Raw genomic sequence first — 23,303 nt, forward strand, 5'->3', positions numbered from 1 at the left:
GAGCATAATTACCCGGCTGCTCTGGTGGCGACATGAACGTCCTCGTCACCGGCGGCTGTGGCTACATCGGGAGCGTACTCGTCCCCCACCTGCTGGAAGACAGTCGCGTCGATACTGTCGCGGTCCTCGATGATTTCTCGGGGAGTTCGCCGCGGTCGCTGTTCGGCACGCTGGGCGATAACTTGACCTTTCACAGCGGCGACGTGCGTGAGTACGGCGACGTGGAGACGGCCTGCCGTGGTGTCGATACCGTCATCCATCTCGCGGCAATCACCGGGGCCGGCAGTACCCACGAGCGACGCGAGGAGACGTTCGCGACGAACCTAGAGGGGACGCGCAACGTGCTCAACGCCGCAGGGAAGGTCGGCGTCGAGAACGTCGTGCTCGCCTCCTCGTGTAACATCTACGGGCGAGCACCGGCCCGCGATATCGACGAATCGGTCGAGCCGGAGCCGCTGAATCCGTACGCCGATACGAAGTACCAGTCCGAATCGCTACTCGAAGAGGCCACGGACGAATTTGGTTTTGACGCCACAGCACTTCGAATGGCGACGAACTACGGGAACGCGCCGGGCGTGCGATTCAATCTCGTCGTGAACCACTTCGTGTTCCGGGCGCTCACGGACCGCCCGCTCACCGTCTACGGCGACGGGTCGAACTGGCGGCCGTTCATCCACGTGCGAGACGCTGCCCGCGCCTACAAGCACGCAGCGCTCGCACCGGACGACTGGTCGAAGGCGGTGTACAACGTCGGGAGTAACGCGGAGAACTACCGGATTGCGACGATTGCGGATATCGTGAGTGAGGAGGTCGCGCCCGTGGACATTTCGTATCTCGACGACGAGCATCCCGGCCCCTCGTATCACGTGAACTTCGACCGCCTCGGGGCGACGGGCTACGAGCCCGAATGGACGCTTCGTGAGGGCGTGCGTGACCTCCGCGACGCGTTTCGCGGCGACGTAGAATCCACCTGACTTTTGCTCGCGGCCCCTCGGGGTTGTGTATGAGCGAGCCGCCACACGTCGCTGTCACCGGAGCCGCGGGATTCATCGGGAGCCGCGTGCTCGGGCAACTCCGGCGTGACCACCCCGACTGGGAGTTGACCGCGCTGGATAACTTCTACCGCGGTGAGATTCGCGAGGTTGCGGGCGTCTCCATCGAACACGTCGATATCCGGCACCGCGACCAACTCACGGCCGCGCTTGCGGGCGCGGACGTCGTCGTGCATCTGGCGGCGCTGTCGGGCGTCGAGAGCTGTGACGAGAACCCCGACCTCGCGTACGAGACGAACGTGGTCGGCACGACGAACGTGGCGTACGCGTGCAAGCGCGAGGAGATCGCGCTCGTGTTCCCGTTTTCTGCGGCCGTGCTCGGCGACCCGACGGAGTTCCCGATTACGACCGAGATGGACCGCGACCCGCTGAACTGGTACGGCGAGACGAAGGTGCTCGGTGAGCAGGCCATCGAAACGCTGGCCGACGGCTCCTTTCCAGCTCACCAGTTCCTCGTGGCGAATCTCTACGGACAACATACGGTCGGGGACCGCACGGTCTCGAAGGGCGTGGTCATCGACTTCTTCGTCGAGCGAGCGCTCGCCGGTGAGCCGCTCACGGTGTACGAACCGGGAACGCAGGCGCGGAACTTCGTCCACGTGAAGGACGTGGCAAACGCCTTCTGTCTGAGTGCGGAACACCTGCTTGACGCTCATGCCCGCGGCGAGACCGGCAGCACGGCCTTCGAACTCGGGACCGACGAAGCGCCGAGCGTGATGGAGATGGCTAACTTGGTCGCGGAGATTGCCCGCGAGGAACGCGGACTGGACCCGACGGTCGAACTCGTGGAGAATCCGCGGGCGGCAGAGACGCTCGTCGACGAGTTCGGTGTCGAGACGACTGCGGTTCGGGAGACGCTCGGGTGGGAGCCACACCACACGGTCGAGGCGACGATTCGCGAGCGGCTGAGCAGGTCGTAACCTCCCGTAGCGCTGTCCGTGTTAGACTGTCCGAGACTCGCTCCAGTGGAGCAGGTACAACAGATAGAGGCTCGCACCGACGACAACTACGCCACCCCCACCGTACGCGAGCGTCGCGATACCCTCACCGGCGAGGGCAATCTGGCCCAACTGCAGTCCAACGAGGACCGCGAACAGGGCTGTCACCGTCCAGAACACCGTCGAGAGGATGGACCAGCCTGCCCTCGGTAACTCCTCGCGGACGATTCGCCGAACGTCGGCGTCGGTGATGTCGTCGGCTCCGCTCATGACAATTAGTTGTCGTGGTTCACAATGAACGTTGTGCCGGTCAACAGACCGCGACCGTCACGTAGACGAATTCGTCGCTCGTGGCGACCCCGACGCCGATGTGGTCGGCGTTTTCCAACTCCAGCGTGCGCCGCGCCTGGTCGTCAGAGAGCAGGTGGTCAACGAGCCGCTGGCCGACCGTCGCGGGGTCGTCACCGACGCGCGGCACGCGGACAAAGCCCTCCATCGTCTCTTTCGCGACGACGTACTGCTCCTGATTGTTGACGACCCGGCAGTTCGCGATGGTCCCATTCTGCGCGTAACGGTCGGCCGTCGTGGAGCCGTCGATGGTGTGGGCGAGTCGCCCGGCCGTCGCCATCTGTTCGCTGTGGCGTTCGGCCATCGCCGAGAGGGCAGCCGGAATCTGTCCCCCGGTGTTCATCGCCTCGTTGCCCACCGTCGTCGGGTCGTCCTGGAAGGCACGGATATCCTGCTCGACGGCTCGTTCGATGCGAGCCGTCTCGACTGTCGGTGCCGGCGTGGGCGTCGGTGTCGGCGTCACGGTCGGCGTCGGTGTCGCTGTTCCGTCGCCCGTCGGTGTCGGCGTCGCTGTCGGGGTTGCTGTCGGCGTCGGGGTCGGTGACTCCGGTGTCGGGGTCGACGGCGCTGTCGCCTGTCCGCCGAACTGCGTCGCGCCGACGCCGATGACGACGACCGCGAGCACGACCACCGTGACCGGGAGGAGGTTCTTGTTCACCGGCGGCCCTCACGGTGGTGGTCGGGCCGGTCGTGCGACGCTGCCATACAGTCGCAGGTCGCCCGCACACGACTTAAAAGGTCCGTCGCTCCCCGGCTCCCGTAGCCAGTACGTCTATTACCCATGGCGTAGACGTTCGGGTATGCCACTCAGTCGCCGCGCGTTTCTCGCGAGTGCCGGCGTTGCCGCGGGCGGGGGAACACTCGCCGACCGCGTCGCCCCGGCGACCGGGATTCTCGCGGAGGCCCTCCGTCACACGGCGTCACAGGAGGATCAAGAGGACGAGCCGGTCAGAGCGTTCGAGGACGAGTTTCGACTCCGCCGCGACGACCGCCAGACGTACGACTTCGAGTTCGACACGTCGGTAACGATTCGCTACGACGCCATCGTTCGGTGGGGAAACGCCCAGCCCGGTGTCGACTTCCTGTTCTTCCAGTCTGACGAGGAGTTCGAAGCCTATCTCGCGGGTCGGCGTGCCCGCTACACGAACCCCGGCTCGCTGTTCGGGGTCGCCAACGTCAACGACTACGTCTTTCAGGATGTCGACCCCGGACGCTATCACCTCGCCGTCGACAACACCGACTGGACCGACGGCTTCGGCGAACCGCTCAACGGCGACCCCCGCGACATCAACGAGACGCCGAACGTCCCCGGCGGCTCTGCCTCCGACGGCTCCGACGTGCTCGGTATCGATTTCAATTTTCAGGCGACCGAGTTCAATCAGTCCACGTCCGACGACTCGAACGGGTCCGAGACGTAGCCGCGCTACTCCGTTCGCTCCTCGGGAGAGATGCCGGTGTCGGCCGTTTCTGCGTCGAGTGAGTCCAACTGCGTCTCAGGCTGGAGCGTCAGTTCCGGGTCTTCCGCCTCCGTTTGTCCCTCGGCTCGGTGTTGCTCGATTGCCTCAACAAGCGCTTCGGCCGCGTCCGGGTCGTCGAATCCGTAGCTGTCGGTGTCGTACTTGAACTCGAGTTGGAGGACGCCGTCGGCTGCACGGTAGCTGTCGAGCGCTGTCAGCCGCACGCCCGAAATCGTCGATTCGAGGCCGATGACTTTCACGAGGAGGAGTCGCTGGTCGGTCACGACGACGTGTGTCGCCCAGCGGTCGAGCAGTCCGTCGGCGGCTGTCGCTGCCGTGACGAACTGCTCGTCGGCCATCAGCAGCGAGCGGACGCGCTTTCGTATCCGCCCCGGGAGGTCGTCGACAGACTGGTACACACTGTCATCTTCGCTGGCTGGCTGGTAAACCTTCCTCCCTCACTTCTCCCACGGCGACCCCTCGGGATCGAAGCGTCGGTACCGCCGGTCGATGGTGTCCAACTGCTCGATATCATCGCCGGTGAGTTCGAGATCAGCGGCCCGGGCGTTCTCTGCGATGTGGGCACGCCCCGTCGCCTTCGGAATTGCGGCCACGTCGTGGCTCGCCAGCCACGCGAGACACACCTGCGCGGGGGAGGTGTCGTGGCGCTCGGCGACTGCCTGCACCGTCGGGTCATCGAGGGCGTCGCCCCGACAGAACGGTGCGTACCCGACGATATCGATGTCGTGCTCGCGGCAGGTGCTGAAGAGTGGCTCACGCGGGCCGAGCAGCGGGTGGACCTCGATCTGGTTCGCGACGATGGGCGCAGCGAGGATGTCGCGTGCCTCCTTGACGAGCGGGGCCGTGAAGTTGCTGACGCCGACGTGGTCGATAGTTCCTGCCTCGTAGAGTTCGTCGAACGCTCGCAACGTCGCCTCGGGGTCGTACGCCTGCGTCGGCCAGTGGACGTACAGCAGGTCGATGGTGTCGAGTCCGAGGCGGTCGAGACTCGCCGCGACGCTCTCATGCACGTCCTCGTAGCCGAGATTCGACGGATGGACTTTCGTGGCGAGGAAGACCTCCTCGCGTGGTACGTCGCTCTGTGCGATACCGTCGCCGACGGCCGCCTCGTTGTCGTACATCTGGGCGGTGTCGATGTGGCGGTAGCCGATCTTGAGTGCGGTCGCGACGGAGTCAGCACACTGGTCGGGGTCGTCGTTGCCGGAGGTGCCAAGCCCGAGTCCTGGGACAGTCGTCATTGGTGGCGTCTCACGGCGCGGGCTGAAAAATGCGGGCTCACGGCGACGCACGACGACTCGCTGTCAGCGGTGACACCCTCCTATCTTTTTCCGTGATTCTGGCGTCTGTTGGTGTAGACTCCGGTAATTCCCGGTTCATTCCCTACTATGCGCCACACACTCACCGTCGCATTCGCGATTCTCACCGTCACCGCGGTCGCTGCTGGTGGGGTGGGCGTCGGTCCAGCACACGCGGCAACGGCAGCATCGGTCACGCCAGACGACGACACGGCCGGAGCGACGACATCCCACACGACGACCGTCACGGCGGACGGAAACGCCGGCGGGAGTTCGCTGAGCGAGTACGAACTCGCGTATACCGACGCTGATACGTCGCAAATCGGGGCGACCGATATCTCGACGATTGGAATCGACCGCGACGACGACGAGCCAGGAGACACGATTAACGCGGATGCCAGTTCCGACGTGACGTCCGTGGACACACCCGACAGCAATACGCTCTCGATTCAGCTGGACGGGTCGACGAGTATCACCACCGGTGACGAGATTGTGGTTGCCTTCTCCGATATCACGAACCCCGCGTCCTCGGGAAGCGAGCAGGTAACGATTACACTCAACCCATCGAGTGCGAACACGCAGGCGACAACGAGCTACACCGTGGAGAGTGCGTCAACACCGACGCCAACCCCAACTGCTACGCCGACACCGACTCCAACTCCAACACCAACTCCGACGCCAACCCCAACTGCTACGCCGACACCGACTCCAACTCCAACACCAACTCCGACGCCAACCCCAACTGCTACGCCGACACCAACTCCAACTCCGACGCCCACTCCAACAGCTACTCCAACGCCTACGCCAACCCCGACACCAACTGCTACGCCGACATCGACTCCGACGCCAGCACCGACAGCGACCCCTACTCCAACGGCAACACCCACGCCAACACCGACGGCGACTCCAACACCAACCCCGACGCCAACTGCTACGCCGACATCCACGCCGACACCGACAGCCACATCGACCCCAACGCCCACGCCGACACCGATATCCACTCCGACAGCAGCGCCGACACCGAATCCACCAGACGCCCCGACTGAGACGTTGACCGCGACTGCAACCCCGAGTGTGACGCCTACTACAACGCAAACAGCCACGGCGACGCCGCAGCGAAACACGACCGGTGACGTGCGTATCTCACGAACTGGCTCTGCAAACGAGTATACCGTCTCCATCCACCCCGGCGAAGTGAACGCCGGCCCGCTCCAGACCGTCGTCATCAGCTACCAGCAGGCGGCCCCTGTTTCGCTCAACAAAACCTCCGTTTCCGTCGGCGTTGACCGGGGCGCTGATGCTCCCGGGTCCACCGTTGATGAGACGCTGCAAGCACAGCTTACGACGGTCTCGACCGCCGAGGAGAGCTCACAGCTCCGCTTGACCTTTGCCGAGGGCTCATCGCTGGCACCTACCGACGAACTCATCATCCAGTACTCGGGGACCTACGCCGGTGACGCGACACAACAGGTACGGGCACAGCTCAATCCATCCGTCGCCGGGGGTGCAGTCACCGACTCGCTTGCGACGGTGACGGCGACTGAACAGGCACCCTTGACGCCTGATACCCCTGTACCAGAAGACAACCAGTTTGGACTGCCGTTCATTATTGTTATACTGGTCGATCTTAGTATGGCCGCTGTCGTGCTACTGACTGTTGCCCGTCTCTGTCAGTCAAGCTAACAAGGCCGGCGGCGGCGTCCACTCTGTCTCAACCGGCGTTGTCGCCACACGTGGCACTGCTTCGTGCGCTCGCTGCTCGTGGATTCGTCGTCGCGCTCTGTGATTCGGCTTGCATGTGGGTAGTCATCTTCTTGTGTGCGTGAGAAAACGGTGTACGCACGATGGAACTGCATATGGCTCGCTGGGTACTCGGGGTTCTTGCGACCAGCCACACTGACCGTTCTGGGGCCGCAGCGACTCCGCGCCCGGTCACAGGTGAGTTTGCGACCCAGCCCGATGTGGACACAACCGGCGGGTCGACACACAGCGACACAGCACCGTCGGAGGTCGTTGTCTCGCCAGCAGAAGCCCTGGATTACTATGCGCTCAACTTTGGACAGGTCCCAACTCGTGTGTGGAGTCAGCTACGTGATCGGAGCAAGACTGCCGTCCGGAAGAATCGTCGACAGGCGGAAGCAATTCTCGCCGATGACAGTGGCCATGGCTTGGCTGCGTTCCAACATACGGTGTATCCTGCGCCGCCAACAGCACTCACCGCGCTCACGGCCACGCACATGGCTCAGTGGGTTGTCCACGTGCTGAATACATTCCCACCGCGTGAGACACTGAATCCGTTGCGAGCAACCGAGTACACCCGCGACGAGTTTGACGTGCTCTCAGCTGATGCCCAAGACGAGATCATGGACTGTTGGACGCCTCGCCAACGGCAGTTTTTCCATGAACCAGCGACGGACAAACCAACGCCCGTCGAACTGTTTGATTACTACTTCACCGAGTTCCACGACTTTAGCCACACCGAGTGGGGCCACCTTCGAAATCGCAGTCGTGAGGCTGTTCGAAAGAACACCTGGCAGGTCGGGAAGAAATTCCAGTCATTGCGTGACCAGTCGTATCTCGACGTGAGTGTTGAGACGTTTCCGCTGTCTCAGCGACCGCTCACGCTGGCGTAATTGAGTGCAGAGCCTGTGGTTCTCGTCTGGTTCTGCCACTGGGCACCGCGTGGATGGGCTATTCGGCTACTGTCTGTCTTCAGGTTTCGCTTGCTAGCTCGCCGGAGGACGGTCTCGCTTTGGTGAGTATCGGTAGTTACCCATCACCCGCTCTGGACTCAGCACTGGCACTGCAGCCAGAGCACGGCGGAGCGCTGTCGCTGTCGGGTGTAGCGTGCGAAAGAAAAATCCAGTGTGGTAAACCGGGGAGGTCCGGTTAGTTAGCTCTCGTTAGTTGTTGCGGCGGAGCGCGATGAGCGCTGCGCCAGCGAGGGCAACAATCGCGACTGCGCCACCGAAGCCAGGCTGGCTTCCGGAGGTCTCAGTCTCGGTTGCACCGCCCTCGGTCGGCGTGTCCGTCGGCTCTTCCGTCGGCGTGTCCGTCGGCTCCGGCGTCGAGGTCGGCGTCTCGGTCGGCTCCGGCGTCGGAGTCGGCGTTGCCGTCGGCTCCGGCGTCGGGGTCGGCGTCGACGTGTCCGTTGCGCCGCCAACAACTCCCTCTACGCTCTCAGTGATGAGGTTCGGAACTGTCGTGGCGAACGTGGTGTTCTCCGAGACGCCCGAGAAGTCGAACGTACCGGAGAACGTGCTGTCGGACTGAACCGTTGCATCAGCCGTCTTGAGGAACGGCGAGTCGCCGGATGCACGTGCTCGGATCGTCAGTTCGGTACCCGGTGCGACGTTCGTCTCGCCCGAGATTGCCTGACCGGATGCAGCCTCAACCTGAACCTGCTCATCCGAGTTCACGTCGAAGGAAGCTTCGCGCTCCTCAACGGTGAACGTCGTCGTGACAGTTTCGGTTGCGTCTGCGTTAGCGATGTACGGGTTGTCCTCGTTGACCTCGAAGGTCACCTCGTAGTTATCGCCGGCTTCGATGTTGTTGCTAGCCGTGTTGAACACAGCGTAGAACGTGTCGTTGTCAGCGTCGAACACGACTGCAGCGGCGTCACCAGCGTTGAATTCGTTCGCTGCGGTGTTAGCCGTCGTGTCCGTCTGCACCGCTGTCAGGGAGACACCGGTGTTGCCGAAGTCGCTCTGCTCAGTGATGTAGCTGTAGATACCGGATGCTTCGACCTGAACGATAACGTGGTCTTCGAGAGCAACCGTCGAGCGGTCCGAAACCGCTGCGGTCACGTCTTCAAGACCATCGCTGTAGGTCGTGCCCTTCGGGGCAATCCAGGTAGCAGCAGCGTCCGTCGAGCGCTCGTTGAGCGAGAAGACTGCGACATCTTCCTCGTTTCTGTTCTCGGAGAGGGCAACGGAGAGGTCGTAGTCAACTGCTGCGAGGGGCGTGTCGAGTCGGTCAGTCGGTTCGTCGACGTTCTCGACGGTCACCGAGTCGTCGTCACCGCTTTCGACCGGTGCAGCCGAGTATGCGCCCTGCTCGTTGCTGACGGTCACAGGTCCGCTTCCACCGTAGTATGCGGCTTCGGACGTGTCGAGCTGGACAGTAACCTCACCGTCACCGTTTCCGTCGGTGACCGTCAGGTCAACCTGGTAGTTCACGTCGGATCCACCGACGGTAACGAATGCGGAGTTCGTGTTATCGAGGTTGACGGTGAACTCAAGAACGTCACCGCGGTCCTCGGACACAGCGGAGGATGCGAAGCTTGCCGTACCCTCACCAGCCTCAGTTACGTCGAAGCTGATGTCGTCCGTAGCGGTGGTGTCGCGCACATCGTGCGTGATGTTGTACGTACCAGCCTCTAGGTTCGAGACATCGAGGTTCGGTGAGAGATCATCGCTTGCACCGGTGATGACGACCTCCATCTCGCTGTCATCATCAATGTCCATCTCCTTTGCCAGCCCATCGTAAAGCGTGATGAGCTCGCTGTTGTCGAGGTCGTCAGACGAAGCGACGATATCGAAGTTGCCACCGCGGTTCGTGTCGATAGTCAGCTCAGACTGAGTCTCGTCAGTGTCGAATTCGGACGGGTCAACAGTGGTCGTGAGCGTCTGCTCGGCGACCTCCCATCCGGCTTGGTAGCCCGACTGCTGACCGACGACGAAGTAGTCATCAGTGCTGAGGCCGGAAGTGTCAACGACAACGCTTCCATCGGAAGCGGTGAGCTGAGAGACGAACTCACTGGAGTCAGTACCCGTAGAGCGTCGAAGGTTCACCTTTTCGCTTCCCTGCAGACCAGTCACAGCAACAGACTGACCAGCGAACGCGATGGGCGTGAAGTCCTTCTTATCGTCGTCATTCGTGTTAATCGTAATGTCGGCATCGGGCGTCTGAGCAGTCGGAGCATCTCCGCTCGTACTGTCCGTGCTCGACGGACCGATACTCAGAACGTCCGAAACAGACGCTCCACTAGCGCTAGGGTTGAACTGGATCGTACCAGTGTAATCGCCCTGGCTGGTGGGATTATCGAAGTTCGCTCCTGCCACTTCCAGAGTTTCTCCGGAATTGACTTCAACGGAGCTGAACGTCAGCGTGACTGTTTTTCCACTGTTACTGGATCCAAGACTGACGGAATCAACCGTGGTCTTCTCGGTTCCGTCACGGTTGTAGACTTTAACAGTGTAGTCGGAACTCGAACCAGTGCTGAAGGAACCATCGAAGCTTGTGGCTCCGTTAAAGCTGAGTTCCACGCCGCCCACACTCTTTCCATCTTCTTCACTCTGAATCTGTGCCGTTACCGTAGTGGTGGCACTCGTATCCGTATTAGCTACGGTATACGAGCCACCAGTGGCCGCAGCGGCAGCACCCGCGAACGCGATGGAGCCTCCGAAGACGGAGACGACCATCAGCGCCGTCAGGATCAGGCTGCGAACCTTTGTGTTTGTGTCTGTCATTGTTGTTGTATTCCAATCGGCGGAGACTGGATCGGCGAGCCGCGGTTCGTCGCTCGCCACACAGCATCCACCATGGGTAGGGGTATCGAACAATGGGCACGTATTGGTTAAATGCCTTGTGTTGATACGGAAGCACACATCTCACGTCTCTCGGCCGCTATCACGTGAATTATCCACATGCTCCGCTGACTCCAAGTGAGCTAACAGCGCCCTCCCGTTTGTAAACACTCCCCGATACGTACTCGCTTGTAGTGGCTCTCTACTGTCACTTAGCGAAGATGCCGACCCTGTCTACCAAGTGCGCCCGCACGTGCACGCGTGACGGGTTCTTGACTGTCATATGACGACTGTGCTACGGGGCCCACAGTGGTCCCACGTCCCAGCCAGCCGCGTCACGAGCAGGCCGACAGGACTGGGAGTGCCACCGAGCGCGACACATACATCGTGGGCTCAGTGGTGGACGTTCTTACCCCTTGACCCACAACCCGACAGTGATGACAACCCTCCAGTCGCTGCTCGCACGCACCGACGCCAATGCTGCTGTCGCGTGGGTGCTCACCGGTGGCCTGCTTGGGGCAGTCGGCCAGTTCTGGCGAATCGGCGAACTCGACTGGGCGGTGGTGACGATGCTCCTCGTGGGAGTAACTATCACTATCCCTATCGTCGCGCGGACGCCCACCGTGATGTTGCCGGCCGAACTTCTTGCAGCGGCTGCCGTGCCGGTCGCAGTCCGTGCAACCGGCATGCTCCCGCAGGTGACGCCGTTCGTCGCCGTGGCGGCGCTTGGCGTGCTCACGGTAGTTGTTCTTGATGCGACCACATCGCTGTCAATGACCCCGCGGTTTGCTGCTGTCTTTGTCGTCGTCGTGACGATGGCCGGGGCCGGCGTGTGGACCGTCGGGACGTGGGTTGCAGATACGATCGTCGGAACGATGTTCGTTGGTGGCAAGACCGAGTTGATGTGGGATCTGATTATTGCGACCGTCGTGGGTGTCGGTGCCGGCTTGCTGTTCGACGGCTACGTGGTGGTCTCCGATCGGATTGAGCACCTCCGGACGGCTACTGGCCACACTGGCACGGCATCGACTTCGACTGGGGGCTCGCTTCCGGGGTCGACCCAACAGCAGCGGCGGGTCGTCCGTCTGCTCCAACTCCTGCTGGTCGGGATTACGATCGTTGCGCTCGCGCGTCGGAACGTGACGCTCGTCGTCAACAGCGGTGTGCCCCTCGCGATCACGTTCCTGCCGGCGGTGCTTCGCCGCGAGTTCGACTACACGATGGATCCCGGGCTTGTGGTGTGGATTACGCTCGCGACGGTGTTGCACGCCGTGGGTGCTGTTGCGCTCTACGAGCTGTATGGATGGTACGATAGCCTCACGCACACCTTCTCGGCGAGTCTCATCGCCGGCGGTGGCTACGCGATTGCCCGCAGTGTCGAGCACCACACGCAGGCGGTGTCGTTCACGCGCGGCTTCCGGGGCAGCTTCGTGGTGTTGTTCGTCCTTGCAGTCGGCGTGGCGTGGGAGATCTTAGAGTTCGCCAGTGGTGGCGTGGCGACGCTCGTCGGCGGTGAGGCAGTGCTGGCACAGTACGGGACGACCGATATCGTCAACGATCTCGTGTTCAATGCGGCTGGCGCGGTTGTGGTCGCTACGCTTGGCAGTGCCCACTTCGAGGGGATTGCCGCGTGGCTTGCTAGCCGGGTTGATGTTCTGGTTCGGGGTGGGTCGTAATCGGGCGTCCCTGAGTGCGGGGCGTGACATTTCGGGCTGCAGTGCACACTGCGGCGGACTACGCACCATGCCCACACTGCTGCGACGAGCGTCACCGTCGACAACGGTCCAAGCCGAGAGGTCCTCGATGTGAATCACGTCGAGTCGCGTGTCGTCGATCGGTACGGATACGTTTCGAGACTATCTTTGCACTTCTAATCAGCGTGGGTGGTGCGTTCGACTTCTCCGACAGCGCAGTGGCAGTGCCAGCTGGCTCGCGTACGGGTTGCATCGACACGAGGCGGGAATGTACTCGTGTAACGGACGGCCAAACACGCTTGTTGGGCCCGGTTGGAGATAGCCCACGGCGTGGGCTCTCACCGAAACTATGTCGGTGCTGTCACGTAAGATGGTTGTGATTCCAGTGGCGTAGTCCCACAGCTGACACCCCTCTCTTGTGATACGATGTTCACGGCCAGTGACGCTGTGGTCGACCAACGGGTGTGCATCTCAGGTGTGGCCTGCAGTGACCCGCAACTTATGCGTTCATATGACATACACACTCGTAGTTCCGCTGGAACGGACACCCGATATGACCGACTACGATGACCTCTTTGCAGCAACGGCCCCGGACGAGAGTGTTTTCGCCGACAAACAGGCGTTGGACCCGTTGCAACCGCCAGCGACGATTCGTGGTAGAGACGAACACCAGCGCCAACTTGCTAGTATTCTCAACGGGGTGACCGAGGGGTATCTTCCACCGACAGTGACGATTCATGGGCCGCCGGGCACCGGCAAGACGGTGACAACACGCCGGGTGTGTCAGGAGTTTGCGGCTCGCCACGATTCTGTCGCCGTTGAGTATGTGAATCTCAAGGAGTGTCGGTCGATTTTCAGTGCTGCCCGCGAGATTCATCTTGAGTTGACCGGAGAGACTGTGGGGGCGTATGAAGGCGTGGATGGCGCCTTCACCGGGATTTGGGAGGCGCTAGCTGAGTATCCGGAGTGGACCGTTCTGATTCTGGATGAGATCGACCAGATCAAACAGGATGCGAACTACGACCCCTCCGATTTCCTCTATCGGTTGTTGCGTGGTGAAGGGAAGCTAAAACGCGACATTCAGCTGTCGGCATGGCTCATCAGTAATGAGTTGGTGGAGGTGGATTTGCGGCTGGACAGTCGTGTTGAGAGTGCGATGAGTGATGAAGCGGTGTTCTTCGGGCCGTATGGGACCAGCGAGTTGGACGCGATTGTCGGGCCACAGCTGGACACGGCATTCCGGGCGGGCGCGTTGCCTGCAGACGCTCGTGAGTACGGGCTGCAAGAGGCGGCTTGGCGATGGGGTGATGCTCGCAAGACGCTGCGATTATTCCGGCGGGCCGGCGAGACGGCGATCGACCGCGGGCTTGAGACGATCAGCACCGACTGCGTCCGGGAGAGCCTCACCGACACCGAACGGGAGTCGACGATTGCCAAGCTTCAGAGTATCCCGCTTCGACATCTGGCGGTGTTAGCAGCGAGTGTCGGGCAGCGAACTGACGCGGGAGAGATCAGCCAGCCAGTCCGGACGAGCGATATCCACGAGCGGCTCAACCACCCGTCGACCGCCGACCGGTTTCAGCTGGGCCAGCGGACCGTTCGCCAACTGGTGGACGAGTTAGCAACGATGGGCCTCGTCGACACGTGGACGGAGTCGCACGGCCGAGACGGCCGCGCGAAGTACGTGGCGACGACATTCGATCCAGCGTGGGTGCGGGAGGCCCAAGCGGCCGTTGCTGCTGACCTGGCCGGGGACGCGGTGGAGTAGCTGGGCGGCGGGTGTGACGGTGCGATTAGTCGGTCCGGCGGGCGTGTGGGCGTGTTGACCGGCGGCGCGTGCTCGTGACTAGTTTCACCGTGCTTTCCGTGGCTTCTTTTACCGGTATCACAATCATACAAATGTTGATCCCATAGATGCCGACGACAGACGCTGCACCGAGCGAGCAGTCGACGCGAGACGAAATTCTCGGGCTGCTCAAAGACGGCATGGATGCGGTGCAAACGGATATCGACGCCGCCGACCCAGCAACGACCGACGAACAGCGACTCCAGCTCCGGCGGTACCACGAACTCGGCTATCTCGCCAACCAGTACCGCAAGCTCCAGCGGGACACCGATCTCGATGCGATGGACGACCGCCTCGAACTGCTTGAGGAGGGGCTCGACGCATGACGTCGAGACGCGAGATCGAGCGGCGGCTCGACCACCTCGAAGCACGCACGCGCACTCGCAGCTCCCCATCTCAAGCCGAACTGACCGCCGAGCAGCGAGCACAGATTGACGCGGTGTATGCGTCGCTCGATGCTGACCAACAGGCGTCGCTCGCGGCAGCGCAAGCTCGGCTCGCTGCTGAGCCCGACGACGCGCCCACCGGCGAGTTCGGGCTCACGGATGCTGAGGTCGCCATACTAGATATCCTGACTGGAGGTGCCCCATGACTGCACAACGGACCAGCGACGTCGCATCGCGGCGCGTGCGGCCAGGACTGCCCCCCGCTGCCCTGCCAGCCGCCTGGGTGGGAGCGCGGGAGAGTCCGAAAACGCGCTGGCATGAGACACTAGATACGACACGACAGTGTCGGGGGTCCCCAGGGGAGACCAGCCAAGCGACCGTGGAGAGTGGCCAATGACAAAACGCCGAATCAAAAACCAGATCGACGAGTTCAGCGACGAACTCGCCGAGAGACCAGACGGCGCAGCGACCGACCTCACGGTCACGTGGCGCGAGGCAGCGCCGGACGAACGCCCCGAAGGGCTCCTGTACGACTCCGATGCAGGAGAACTCATCTACGACCTGTGGACAGCCCAGCGGGACTGTCTCAACGCGCTCAAGCGCGAGGACACGGACCTTGTCGCGTTTCTGTCGGGTTACGGCAGCGGAAAGAGCATCTTCGGCGCCCGCTGGCTCATCGCGCAGGCGCTTGCCAACCCGGGGAGTCGGTTTCTCGCGATGGGTGTCGACTTCACAAAGGCGCGTGATGCAACCTTTCGGATTCTCTTCGAGCAGTTGCCCGGCACAGCCACCGCACCGCCGAACGATCCGGAGACATCGCCGATCGTCGCCGACTACAATCAGAGTGCGTTTCGGCTCACGTTGACGAACGACGCAGTCATCAGACTTGGCAGCGGCGCCGACTGGCAGCGGTGTGCGGGCGACGAATTCGGCGCGATCTGGCTCGACGAGCCCAGTCATTATGCGGCTGATCTACACGACCTGCGGGAGATGCTCGGCGGCCGGTTGCGGGGCGTCGCCGGGCCGAAGGTGATGTGTTGGACGCTGACCGGGAACGGCTACAACGACGCCTGGGAAATCATCGAACAGCGACAGGACAAGACAGGTGACCCTATTGGCGATGAATTGGCCGTGGTGCGGGCCTCAACGCTGGAGAATCCGTATCTCGACGCAGGGACGATCGAGCAATTCAAACGCCAGTTCGAAGGAACAGCCCGAGAGGCACAAGCGCTGGAGGGTAGGTTCGACGCCCCGAAGGGGCGCGTGTATGCCGACTTCGAACGGGCGACTCACGTCATCGAGCCGTCGGCGGCCGCCGATGTCGTCGACGACGACTGGCGACTCTACGGGTACGATGCTGGCTGGCGGGATCCGCGGGTGCTACTTGAGATCGGCCGGACGGGAGCCGGGCAGTTGGTCGTGCTTGATGTGTTCCACGAAACCGAGTGCCATGTCGAGGACGTTATCGAGTGGTTGGAGACCGACGCCAAACCGCGTGGGAAGCTGTTTGCTGACCACAATCCCTCGGATATCCGTGAACTCAGACGGGCCGGGTATCGTACGCGGGCGGCGGAGAAGGCGATTGATCCGGGGATTGCGGACGTTCGCCGGCGGCTCCGGGCGGATGATGACGGGCGGGTTGGGCTCTTAGTGTCGGCACAGTGTGAACACCTGGTTCGGGAGTTCTTCGGGTATACAGAAGACGAGGTTGGAACGACGAGTGCGATTGACCACTGTTTGGACGCGCTTCGGTATGCTGTGCATGGCGTCGATGAGGGTCGCCCGATCGACTCGTGGGACGAGACGAGTGAGTCGTCATCAAGAATGCCTGACATTTCGGGGGAAGTTGGGTGAGACTCCGTTTGAGATGCAATCTTTAGAGGTAACAATCAACGGGCGGACTCAGGATAATCCAGATCGTTCTGAGTTAACGATGATACACGCTGGGTAGGACTTTGACTGATTATGTGTAGACAAGTTGCTACTTGATATTTTCCCGCGGGTCCTCTATTAGTTCGTACAGCCCGCCGCCCAATTGGTTAACGTAGTTATGCTCTACCAGGCGAAGCAGTCGATTTTGAATATTTCCTCGAGTATAATCGGTTTGCTGCGCGATGTAAGACGGAGTGCACCTTCCTTCGTTGAGTAGATTTAAAATTGCGTGATCGGTTGGGTTGAGAGAGATTTCCGCCATCTATCGATTCTATATACGGGTCGCTTGGTAAACTACTTACCATCTGGGTTAAGTATTGTGTATGGAATATTCTAATCACAAGAATTATTGTGAGCGGACATCACGTTCTGTACGAAGCGTGGTTATGAGAATAGCCGGGTGTTCCTGCACCCGACCACGCTTCTGTAGGTGACAGAAGCAATGGCAACTACGAACGCACTGCCTGAAAAGGCTACTGAGAGAACAGACTGTGAGAACGAGTGGTGCGATGGGCCAACGAGCGACACACTGCCGTGTTTCGCATGCTTCGACCCGGACCAGACGTACAACGTGGGGGCGAGTGAATGACCGACGAGCTGGTACGGGATCGCGAGCGACCCGGCGACAATCAAGCTCAACCACCGACGACGGTTCAGGCGGCACCACGCGAACTCTTGAGAGGAGCGTCAGTGGGCATCTCGCGTACCCGTGTCGTCTGTCTCGGCTGTGGTGCTACTCTGGGTGAGGGACGGGCTGTGACGGTGTACGGCTATCGTGGGGTCGACAGTGAGACGTGGAATCTACGTCGGTGCTACTGTACAGACTGTGCGCCGACGGCAATCGGTGAGCCGACGCTCGGTGTGTCGGAACTGTTGGTGCGGGCATGGCTCGGGAGCATTGCGCTGCCACGGACGCGGACGCACGAGTTGTGTCTCACGGAAGTCGAGGTCGTTGACGCCAGTCCACCGACGGCGGGGAGCGACCCATGACTGATGAGGGCGCGCTTCGTGAGCGCGTCGATGCGTTGGAAGCCACTGTGGACGCGCTTGCACAGCGGCTTGACACGGCAATGAATCGCGATATCCCGCTGTTGAAAGGGACGGTTCGCGCCATTGTGGATGCTGATATCGATGAGATTGGGGAGTTGCCCGACGCGGGGCGTTCGTTCCACCGAACTGTTGTGACACAGACAGAGCGACTGGCGACGGTTGAAGAGCAAGTGGCGGCGTTCGGCGATGTGGATGCAGCGAAGACGACGAAGGCCCAGAAGTTGGCGGCCATTTGTGCCTTTGCACAGAACAAACACAACAGTCAATCCTCGACGGTCGCGGTGACAGCAGCGGAGATTCGTGGCTGTGTCGGGGTCTCTCGACGGTACGCATACGAGCTCATCGATGATGCGGCAGCAGAGCTTGACGGTGCCCGTGTTCGGAACGCGACGAGTGGCGAGTCGAGTGGGGCGTCGAAAAAGAAGGCGCTGCTGGTCGATTGTGAGCAGGTTCACGTGGAGACGGGTGGTGTGAACCAGTTCACCACAGGGGAAGACGGTGGGGAGGGGGAGCGAGCGGAGGTGACGACGACAGGGCGGGAGTAATCAGCGGTCCGGCATTCGAATTACAAGAATGGGTTGTGAATGCAAGGCTTGGTTACTAGCGGGTACGTTTGGAACGACGCTCGGCGACGCTCTAAATTATCGCGTAGCGTTGGGACACGCACAAATCACGTGTGGTGAACCAGTTCACAGTACGACAGCACCTTCGGTCGTAGGCCAATTCTTGCAAATCGTCTCAGTAGGCAAGCGGTCGTGTCGTACCCGGTGTTGAGAGAAGCGGTGTCTATCTATCTTTTCCATATGGTGTCTTGGATTGACGCCGGAGCTACCTGCTCGCGGCTATGGGGGCTTGTCTCACAGAGAGGGTAGTAGAACCCCTTTTTGAAAACGCTCTGTTTCAGTCTGCTGCATCCAGATACCGCTGTATGTACGGATGGAGGTCGGGGTACGGTTTCGTGACGATGTGTAACCCGTCGTATTAGTCGTCGCTTACCGTGGGCTCGGATGTTGGCCTGACGACGAACCCATTCGCCACGTAATGCTTGTTGTCGATGCCCGCCAACCCGGAGGTATCGTAGAAGTGCTCGAAAGCGCGCGGAGTGACTCGACAATTTCAACTGTATACCCCAACCCGTCGGCTGCAACAGGGTGAACCGCGCCGGTCAGTCGTTCGTTCTTGAGGATGGTTTCACTGGGCGTAAACTACTCGCCTAACTGATATAAACTCATTGTCTGTCGCCTCAAGCAAATGGTCGACAAAACTCGACCTAATAAACCCGGCCCTGCCCATCACAAGTATTTGCATTATCGGAACGCACGCTACACCGATTACGCTTATCTGTAGAAGTCAGTACTTGGCATCTGCTCGAACCAGTCGTCGGTGTTGAGCAACCAGCGCAATAAGTTCAGGTAGCCCTGTAAGTGGCGTTTTGAGACGCATCGGAACCTTCGCAACCAGTTGCGCAGGAAGCTGTGTCGGTACTCACAGCTGTTTGTGTGAGTATCACCGACGACGTAGTGTTCATCATGACTGCTGGTCAAATATCAACCAATCTCATCGTCCTCGTCGATTCCGTCGTAGATGATGTACTGACCAGTACAGAGGATTACGGTCTCATCGCTGTACTCGGCGATGTCTTCGAGATTATCGTCGAAAAGCAATCGAACCCGCGTCGGAGCGACGGACGAGTGTCACGCTGGGTGGTTTATGTGATTCAAAGATTTCGCGTCTGTGTTATACTCTGTGCTCGCATGGATTCCAATCCTCATCTTTGGGCCTCTTCTCGCCAGCAACAACGTAGACTTCATCAGCCTCACAGATACCAGAGAAGTCAAACTCGGGATCCTTGGCAAGCGCGCCTTGGACTCAATGAACGAAACTCAAGACTGTCCTGTAGATGCGGTCAAGTTAGTAAAAAATCTCATTGGTCGTGTGCTCTTCCATCCCCGGATGATGTGGAATATCTCTGGAATGGTGAGCTGATATCCCGCAAACACAGGCTCTGTGAGAGCAGTTTCAATGATCTCGCAGTCCTGACAGTAATAGCATTGAGTGTTGTTTTATTCCATTCTTAATCGTGTTCGCACTCGCGCAGTGCGGATACGTCAACCCATCCGACTATCGCTGCTCACGCAGATACTCTAAGCAGTCCTCTTTGTCCGATAGAAATACGTCGTCACCCTCTCTGCTGACCATGTTAGGAAGGACTACAAACTCCAGCCATGAAAAATACTCACCACTACAGAAGAGCGTCCGATTATTTATCCCCGTCAGTATAGTAACGTGAATACGGTACACCTTTTACTGTAGCCCAGTTCGAAGCCGTTAATGCGAATACTCGTCACCGGCGGTGCCGGGTTCATCGGCGGCCATCTCGCGGAACGTTTTGTTGTAGATGGACACGATGTTGTCGTGTTAGACAACTTCGATCCTTTCTACGATACACGAATCAAGGACCACACCGTCGAAATCTGCCGCGAACGCGCCGACGAGGGCAATGGTTCTTACCAACTTATTGAAGGTGATGTTCGAAACGCCGACCTGATTACCGATCTGGTCGAAGAAGCCGATTACGTCTATCACCAAGCTGCGCAGGCGGGCGTACGTCCGAGCGTCGAGAATCCTCGCAAGTATGACGAAATTAACGTTGATGGTACGCTGAACGTCCTCGATGCAGCTCGTGACACCGATATCGAACGAGTTGTGCTCGCATCGTCATCGTCGGTGTATGGCAAGCCAGAATATCTCCCCTACGACGAGTCACATCCGACGACGCCTGTAAGTCCCTACGGGGCTTCGAAGCTGGCAGCCGAACGGTACACTTGTGCCTACAGCGAGGTCTATGACTTACCAGCAGTCGCATTACGGTATTTCACGGTGTACGGCCCGCGGATGCGGCCGAACATGGCTATCTCGAATTTTATCTCTCGGTGTTTGAACGGTGAGCCGCCAGTCGTGTACGGTGACGGCACGCAGACGCGCGACTTCACATTCATCGAAGACGTGATCGAAGCGAACGTCGCGTTACTGTCTGAAAACGCTGCAGACGGTGAGGCAGTCAATATTGGAAGCACCGATAATATAAAGATTCATACACTAGCAGAGGAGATACGAGATCAATTAACTCCAGATTTGGAGATAGTATTCGCCGACCGCCACGACGCTGATGCTGAGCACACTCACGCTGACAGTTCGAAGGCGTCGAAATTGTTCGGCTACGAACCAAGTCGGACGATTCGGGAGGGTGTCCGAGAGTTTGTCGATTGGTATCATGCTAATCGGGAGTGGTATGAACCGTTGGTTCGAGATTCGTAATTAGATGGACGATTGCGTAAATATCCCTACTGCTTTTCTCACAGAAATTGTTGATATCAACCTGACGTTGCTTTGACGGCACCAAACTGTACAGAGAGAAACCCAGTGGTCTATTTTAGATAACTACTCGTCTCTCCGAATCGCCAGAAGGCGAATTACCAACAATCCCCGGTAAAAAAGCGTATATTTATTACGATCAGACACTTCATAGAATGCGCTCGTATCGTGGTGTTTTTTTATTTGGACGGGAATCAATCGGATAGTGACCGATACAGAATCTAAACAAATCAACCGTTACGAGCAGATCCGTGCCCTCGTTCGAGTTGCGAAATTTCGGCCCGTTTTTACTGCTGTGATTATCACTGCTGGCGTCTTCGCAGCGGCTCTCGAAGCGGTTGGACTCAGCTTTATATTACCTATCGTCGAGATTGTGCAGGCACCGGGTGATCCCGCGGCCAATGCAGATGGTATGCTATTGGCCTTCGTAACGACATACCGGACGCTTGGTGTCCCATTTACGCTCGGAACTATAGTCGCTGGCGTGAGCCTTGTACTCACAGTTCGATGGAGCCTGACGTTTATTGTGAGATGGCTGCGCGGAGTACTCGTCGTTGATTATACCCGAGAATTACAGACACAAGCGTTCAGTAACGCACTCGACGCACGAACCGATTACTTCGACAGAGAAGGCTCGGACGACATTCTTAATGCGATTGTGACGCAGGCTGAATATGCTGCCCGCGTCATTCGGTACGTCGTTAATCTTATTGAACAAGGTCTTCTAAGCCTAATTTACCTTGTCATAGCGTTCCTTCTCTCTCCTTCTCTGACAATATTTGCTATCGCGTTTCTCGGTGGATTTTCAATTGTGTTTCGGTACATTCTCGAGTCAGGATATGATATTGGGGATCGCGTAGCCGATGCTAACGAACGCGTCCAACAGGCAGCACAGGCAGGAACTCAAGGAATCAGGGATACGAAATTGTTTGGGCTTAAGAATGAACTCTTCGGTGATTTCTTGAGTGCCGTAGAGGATTTTGCCGATTCAAGTATTAAACAAAAACGTAACCAACAGGCAATCCAAAATTTCTACAACCTTCTAACTGCGATATCAGTGTTTATACTGATCTATATCTCCATTGTATTTGCTGAGATGTCGCTTGGATCGCTTGGCGTCTTCCTCTTTGCTATGTTTAGACTGGGGCCAAAGGTAAGCAACCTCAACACGAAACTATATCAAATAGAAAATAACCTCCCCCACCTTGTTCGAACTCAACAGTTCATTGATGAACTTACTCGGAATCAAGAACCAGACAAAGAAATAGAGTCAGCGATAGACAAGGTTCGAACGATCACATTTGAGGATATCCACTTCTCTTATCAAGGACAGGACGGTAAGGCACTTTCCGGGATTTCTCTAGATTTCGAAAAAGGTGAATTTATCGGGTTTGTCGGTCAGTCTGGTGCTGGAAAATCGACGATTGTGTCGTTACTGGCACGCCTATATGAACCTGACTGTGGTGAGATTCGAGCAAATGGCCGCTCAATTCACGAAATGGATATTGATAAATGGCGAGATCAGATCGCAGTTGTTCAGCAGGACCCGTATATCTTCAACGATACGCTACGATATAATCTCACTATTGGGAACCGTAATGTCTCTGTGGAAGAACTAGACAAGGTCACTAGGATTGCTAAGGTAGACGAGTTTTTCGATGAATTGCCTAACGGGTACGAAACGCACCTGGGAGATCAGGGCGTTCGTCTTTCAGGTGGACAACGTCAGCGCGTTGCACTGGCCCGGGCATTATTGAAAGAAGCTGACGTGCTGGTACTTGATGAGGCCACAAGTGATCTTGACTCAACACTAGAAAAAGAGGTTCAAAGGTCTATTGAGAACCTAGAACGTGACTACGCAATAGTTGGAATTGCCCATCGATTATCAACAGTACAGAATGCTGACCGAATTTATACGATCGATTCAGGAAAAATAATTGAGTTTGGTTGTCACGAAGAGCTAATTGAAAAGAATGGACAGTATGCTGAACTGTATGGTGTCCAATCTTAAGATGATTTTAATACTTTTATAAAACTTTGACGGTAATAAGTTAACTCCTCCCCGGGCCTGTGAGTCGTCTCCCTCGTAGAGTTCAATTACTAAGGCAATCCGTAAGTGTTAGCACTCTGCCACAAGCTCTGATTGGAGAGGCGATGGGATTTCACCAATCATAACTGTAGGAGCGACCAGGAAATGTTCCAATAGTTGGTGCGAATATCGACTTTAGACGCCTATTTTAGAGACGAAAACCTCGCTGTCTTGAAGTTGAGTCCCAACTATCTGCTGTGTTTAATCGATCAGTGTCGGTCAATGACTGCCTCGCTCATCTTTGCATCTTGAACTAATGGCATGACCTAGGCGGTGGCAATAAGCGATGATG

General features: G+C 58.7%; 20 protein-coding genes and 1 pseudogene. 13 read left to right on the top strand and 8 right to left on the bottom strand.

Annotation, left to right across the window (positions count from 1 at the left end):
* The first annotated feature begins 32 nt into the window (after positions 1 to 32).
* A complete protein-coding gene (locus DM818_RS08510) occupies positions 33 to 974 on the top strand; it encodes an NAD-dependent epimerase/dehydratase family protein (protein WP_153952546.1) in 942 nt (313 codons plus the stop codon).
* 29 nt (positions 975 to 1,003) lie between these two features.
* Positions 1,004 to 1,972, top strand: coding sequence for an NAD-dependent epimerase/dehydratase family protein (locus DM818_RS08515; RefSeq protein WP_153952547.1), 969 nt, complete (start codon positions 1,004 to 1,006; stop codon positions 1,970 to 1,972).
* Between the two features lie 21 nt (positions 1,973 to 1,993).
* Here DM818_RS08515 and DM818_RS08520 read toward each other — a convergent pair whose 3' ends face one another.
* Complete coding sequence (locus tag DM818_RS08520) at positions 1,994 to 2,260, bottom strand: hypothetical protein (RefSeq protein WP_075937159.1); 267 nt, start codon at positions 2,258 to 2,260, stop codon at positions 1,994 to 1,996.
* A 40-nt stretch (positions 2,261 to 2,300) separates the two neighbouring features.
* Positions 2,301 to 2,996 carry a CAP domain-containing protein gene (locus DM818_RS08525; protein ID WP_153952548.1) on the bottom strand — a complete coding sequence of 232 codons (696 nt, stop codon included), beginning with the start codon at positions 2,994 to 2,996 and terminating at the stop codon, positions 2,301 to 2,303.
* Between the two features lie 142 nt (positions 2,997 to 3,138).
* On the opposite strand from DM818_RS08525, the gene DM818_RS08530 reads away from it, so the two are divergent.
* Positions 3,139 to 3,756: a hypothetical protein gene (locus DM818_RS08530; RefSeq protein WP_153952549.1), complete on the top strand. Its 618-nt coding sequence runs from the start codon at positions 3,139 to 3,141 to the stop codon at positions 3,754 to 3,756.
* A 5-nt stretch (positions 3,757 to 3,761) separates the two neighbouring features.
* On the opposite strand, the gene DM818_RS08535 is transcribed toward DM818_RS08530, so the two are convergent.
* From DM818_RS08535 to DM818_RS14955, 3 genes are all read right to left on the bottom strand, one after another.
* Positions 3,762 to 4,214, bottom strand: coding sequence for a hypothetical protein (locus DM818_RS08535; RefSeq protein WP_153952550.1), 453 nt, complete (start codon positions 4,212 to 4,214; stop codon positions 3,762 to 3,764).
* A 39-nt stretch (positions 4,215 to 4,253) separates the two neighbouring features.
* Positions 4,254 to 5,054, bottom strand: coding sequence for an aldo/keto reductase (locus DM818_RS08540; RefSeq protein ID WP_153952551.1), 801 nt, complete (start codon positions 5,052 to 5,054; stop codon positions 4,254 to 4,256).
* A 650-nt stretch (positions 5,055 to 5,704) separates the two neighbouring features.
* On the bottom strand, positions 5,705 to 6,337 hold the full coding sequence (locus DM818_RS14955; protein WP_172977304.1) for a hypothetical protein: 633 nt from the start codon (positions 6,335 to 6,337) through the stop codon (positions 5,705 to 5,707).
* On the opposite strand from DM818_RS14955, the gene DM818_RS14960 reads away from it, so the two are divergent.
* Both DM818_RS14960 and DM818_RS08550 read left to right on the top strand, forming a co-directional pair.
* A complete protein-coding gene (locus tag DM818_RS14960; RefSeq protein WP_172977305.1) occupies positions 6,306 to 6,794 on the top strand; it encodes a hypothetical protein in 489 nt (162 codons plus the stop codon). The genes DM818_RS14955 and DM818_RS14960 overlap by 32 nt on opposite strands.
* 278 nt (positions 6,795 to 7,072) lie before the next feature.
* Complete coding sequence (locus DM818_RS08550; protein ID WP_172977306.1) at positions 7,073 to 7,744, top strand: hypothetical protein; 672 nt, start codon at positions 7,073 to 7,075, stop codon at positions 7,742 to 7,744.
* 270 nt (positions 7,745 to 8,014) lie between these two features.
* Here DM818_RS08550 and DM818_RS08555 read toward each other — a convergent pair whose 3' ends face one another.
* Positions 8,015 to 10,642 (bottom strand): BGTF surface domain-containing protein, encoded by a 2,628-nt coding sequence (locus tag DM818_RS08555; protein ID WP_153952553.1) that lies wholly within the window; start codon positions 10,640 to 10,642, stop codon positions 8,015 to 8,017.
* A 434-nt stretch (positions 10,643 to 11,076) separates the two neighbouring features.
* Here DM818_RS08555 and DM818_RS08560 point away from each other — a divergent pair, with 434 nt between their 5' ends.
* The 5 genes from DM818_RS08560 (at position 11,077) to DM818_RS08580 (ending at position 16,419) form a co-directional block, all read left to right on the top strand.
* Positions 11,077 to 12,315 carry a hypothetical protein gene (locus DM818_RS08560; protein WP_153952554.1) on the top strand — a complete coding sequence of 413 codons (1,239 nt, stop codon included), beginning with the start codon at positions 11,077 to 11,079 and terminating at the stop codon, positions 12,313 to 12,315.
* A gap of 571 nt (positions 12,316 to 12,886) precedes the next feature.
* The gene (locus DM818_RS08565) at positions 12,887 to 14,101 is read left to right on the top strand and encodes a Cdc6/Cdc18 family protein (RefSeq protein ID WP_153952698.1); all 1,215 of its coding nucleotides are present in this window, start codon (positions 12,887 to 12,889) and stop codon (positions 14,099 to 14,101) included.
* Between the two features lie 146 nt (positions 14,102 to 14,247).
* On the top strand, positions 14,248 to 14,505 hold the full coding sequence (locus tag DM818_RS08570) for a hypothetical protein (protein ID WP_152133905.1): 258 nt from the start codon (positions 14,248 to 14,250) through the stop codon (positions 14,503 to 14,505).
* Positions 14,502 to 14,771 (top strand): hypothetical protein, encoded by a 270-nt coding sequence (locus tag DM818_RS08575; RefSeq protein ID WP_153952555.1) that lies wholly within the window; start codon positions 14,502 to 14,504, stop codon positions 14,769 to 14,771. Before DM818_RS08570 ends, DM818_RS08575 begins: the two co-directional genes overlap by 4 nt.
* A 187-nt stretch (positions 14,772 to 14,958) precedes the next feature.
* Positions 14,959 to 16,419, top strand: a complete 1,461-nt coding sequence (locus tag DM818_RS08580; RefSeq protein WP_197738615.1) for a hypothetical protein — start codon at positions 14,959 to 14,961, stop codon at positions 16,417 to 16,419.
* Between the two features lie 127 nt (positions 16,420 to 16,546).
* Here DM818_RS08580 and DM818_RS15375 read toward each other — a convergent pair whose 3' ends face one another.
* Positions 16,547 to 16,759, bottom strand: coding sequence for a MarR family transcriptional regulator (locus tag DM818_RS15375; protein ID WP_153952556.1), 213 nt, complete (start codon positions 16,757 to 16,759; stop codon positions 16,547 to 16,549).
* Between the two features lie 724 nt (positions 16,760 to 17,483).
* Between DM818_RS15375 and DM818_RS08590 the strand changes: the two genes are divergently transcribed.
* Positions 17,484 to 18,092 carry a hypothetical protein gene (locus tag DM818_RS08590; protein WP_153952557.1) on the top strand — a complete coding sequence of 203 codons (609 nt, stop codon included), beginning with the start codon at positions 17,484 to 17,486 and terminating at the stop codon, positions 18,090 to 18,092.
* Positions 18,093 to 18,884: 792 nt separating this feature from the next.
* On the opposite strand, the pseudogene DM818_RS08595 reads toward DM818_RS08590, so the two are convergent.
* Positions 18,885 to 19,746 (bottom strand): annotated as a pseudogene (locus tag DM818_RS08595) (IS1595 family transposase).
* A 132-nt stretch (positions 19,747 to 19,878) separates the two neighbouring features.
* Here DM818_RS08595 and DM818_RS08600 point away from each other — a divergent pair.
* Positions 19,879 to 20,865, top strand: coding sequence for an SDR family oxidoreductase (locus DM818_RS08600; RefSeq protein WP_153952558.1), 987 nt, complete (start codon positions 19,879 to 19,881; stop codon positions 20,863 to 20,865).
* A 262-nt stretch (positions 20,866 to 21,127) separates the two neighbouring features.
* The gene (locus tag DM818_RS08605; RefSeq protein WP_153952559.1) at positions 21,128 to 22,933 is read left to right on the top strand and encodes an ABC transporter ATP-binding protein; all 1,806 of its coding nucleotides are present in this window, start codon (positions 21,128 to 21,130) and stop codon (positions 22,931 to 22,933) included.
* Positions 22,934 to 23,303: the final 370 nt, after the last annotated feature.

Source organism: Halosegnis longus, from assembly GCF_009663395.1.
GTDB classification, from domain to species: domain Archaea; phylum Halobacteriota; class Halobacteria; order Halobacteriales; family Haloarculaceae; genus Halosegnis; species Halosegnis longus.

What these genes read in the sequence shown, in the direction of transcription:
- DM818_RS08510 (WP_153952546.1), top strand. Translation starts at nt 33, where the DNA reads ATGAACGTCCTCGTCACCGGCGGCTGTGGCTACATCGGGAGCGTACTC.
- DM818_RS08515 (WP_153952547.1), top strand. Translation starts at nt 1,004, where the DNA reads ATGAGCGAGCCGCCACACGTCGCTGTCACCGGAGCCGCGGGATTCATC.
- DM818_RS08520 (WP_075937159.1), bottom strand. Translation starts at nt 2,260, where the DNA reads ATGAGCGGAGCCGACGACATCACCGACGCCGACGTTCGGCGAATCGTC.
- DM818_RS08530 (WP_153952549.1), top strand. Translation starts at nt 3,139, where the DNA reads ATGCCACTCAGTCGCCGCGCGTTTCTCGCGAGTGCCGGCGTTGCCGCG.
- DM818_RS08540 (WP_153952551.1), bottom strand. Translation starts at nt 5,054, where the DNA reads ATGACGACTGTCCCAGGACTCGGGCTTGGCACCTCCGGCAACGACGAC.
- DM818_RS14955 (WP_172977304.1), bottom strand. Translation starts at nt 6,337, where the DNA reads ATGACGACGGTCTGGAGCGGGCCGGCGTTCACTTCGCCGGGGTGGATG.
- DM818_RS08560 (WP_153952554.1), top strand. Translation starts at nt 11,077, where the DNA reads ATGACAACCCTCCAGTCGCTGCTCGCACGCACCGACGCCAATGCTGCT.
- DM818_RS08565 (WP_153952698.1), top strand. Translation starts at nt 12,887, where the DNA reads ATGACCGACTACGATGACCTCTTTGCAGCAACGGCCCCGGACGAGAGT.
- DM818_RS08570 (WP_152133905.1), top strand. Translation starts at nt 14,248, where the DNA reads ATGCCGACGACAGACGCTGCACCGAGCGAGCAGTCGACGCGAGACGAA.
- DM818_RS08575 (WP_153952555.1), top strand. Translation starts at nt 14,502, where the DNA reads ATGACGTCGAGACGCGAGATCGAGCGGCGGCTCGACCACCTCGAAGCA.
- DM818_RS08580 (WP_197738615.1), top strand. Translation starts at nt 14,959, where the DNA reads ATGACAAAACGCCGAATCAAAAACCAGATCGACGAGTTCAGCGACGAA.
- DM818_RS15375 (WP_153952556.1), bottom strand. Translation starts at nt 16,759, where the DNA reads ATGGCGGAAATCTCTCTCAACCCAACCGATCACGCAATTTTAAATCTA.
- DM818_RS08590 (WP_153952557.1), top strand. Translation starts at nt 17,484, where the DNA reads ATGACTGATGAGGGCGCGCTTCGTGAGCGCGTCGATGCGTTGGAAGCC.
- DM818_RS08600 (WP_153952558.1), top strand. Translation starts at nt 19,879, where the DNA reads ATGCGAATACTCGTCACCGGCGGTGCCGGGTTCATCGGCGGCCATCTC.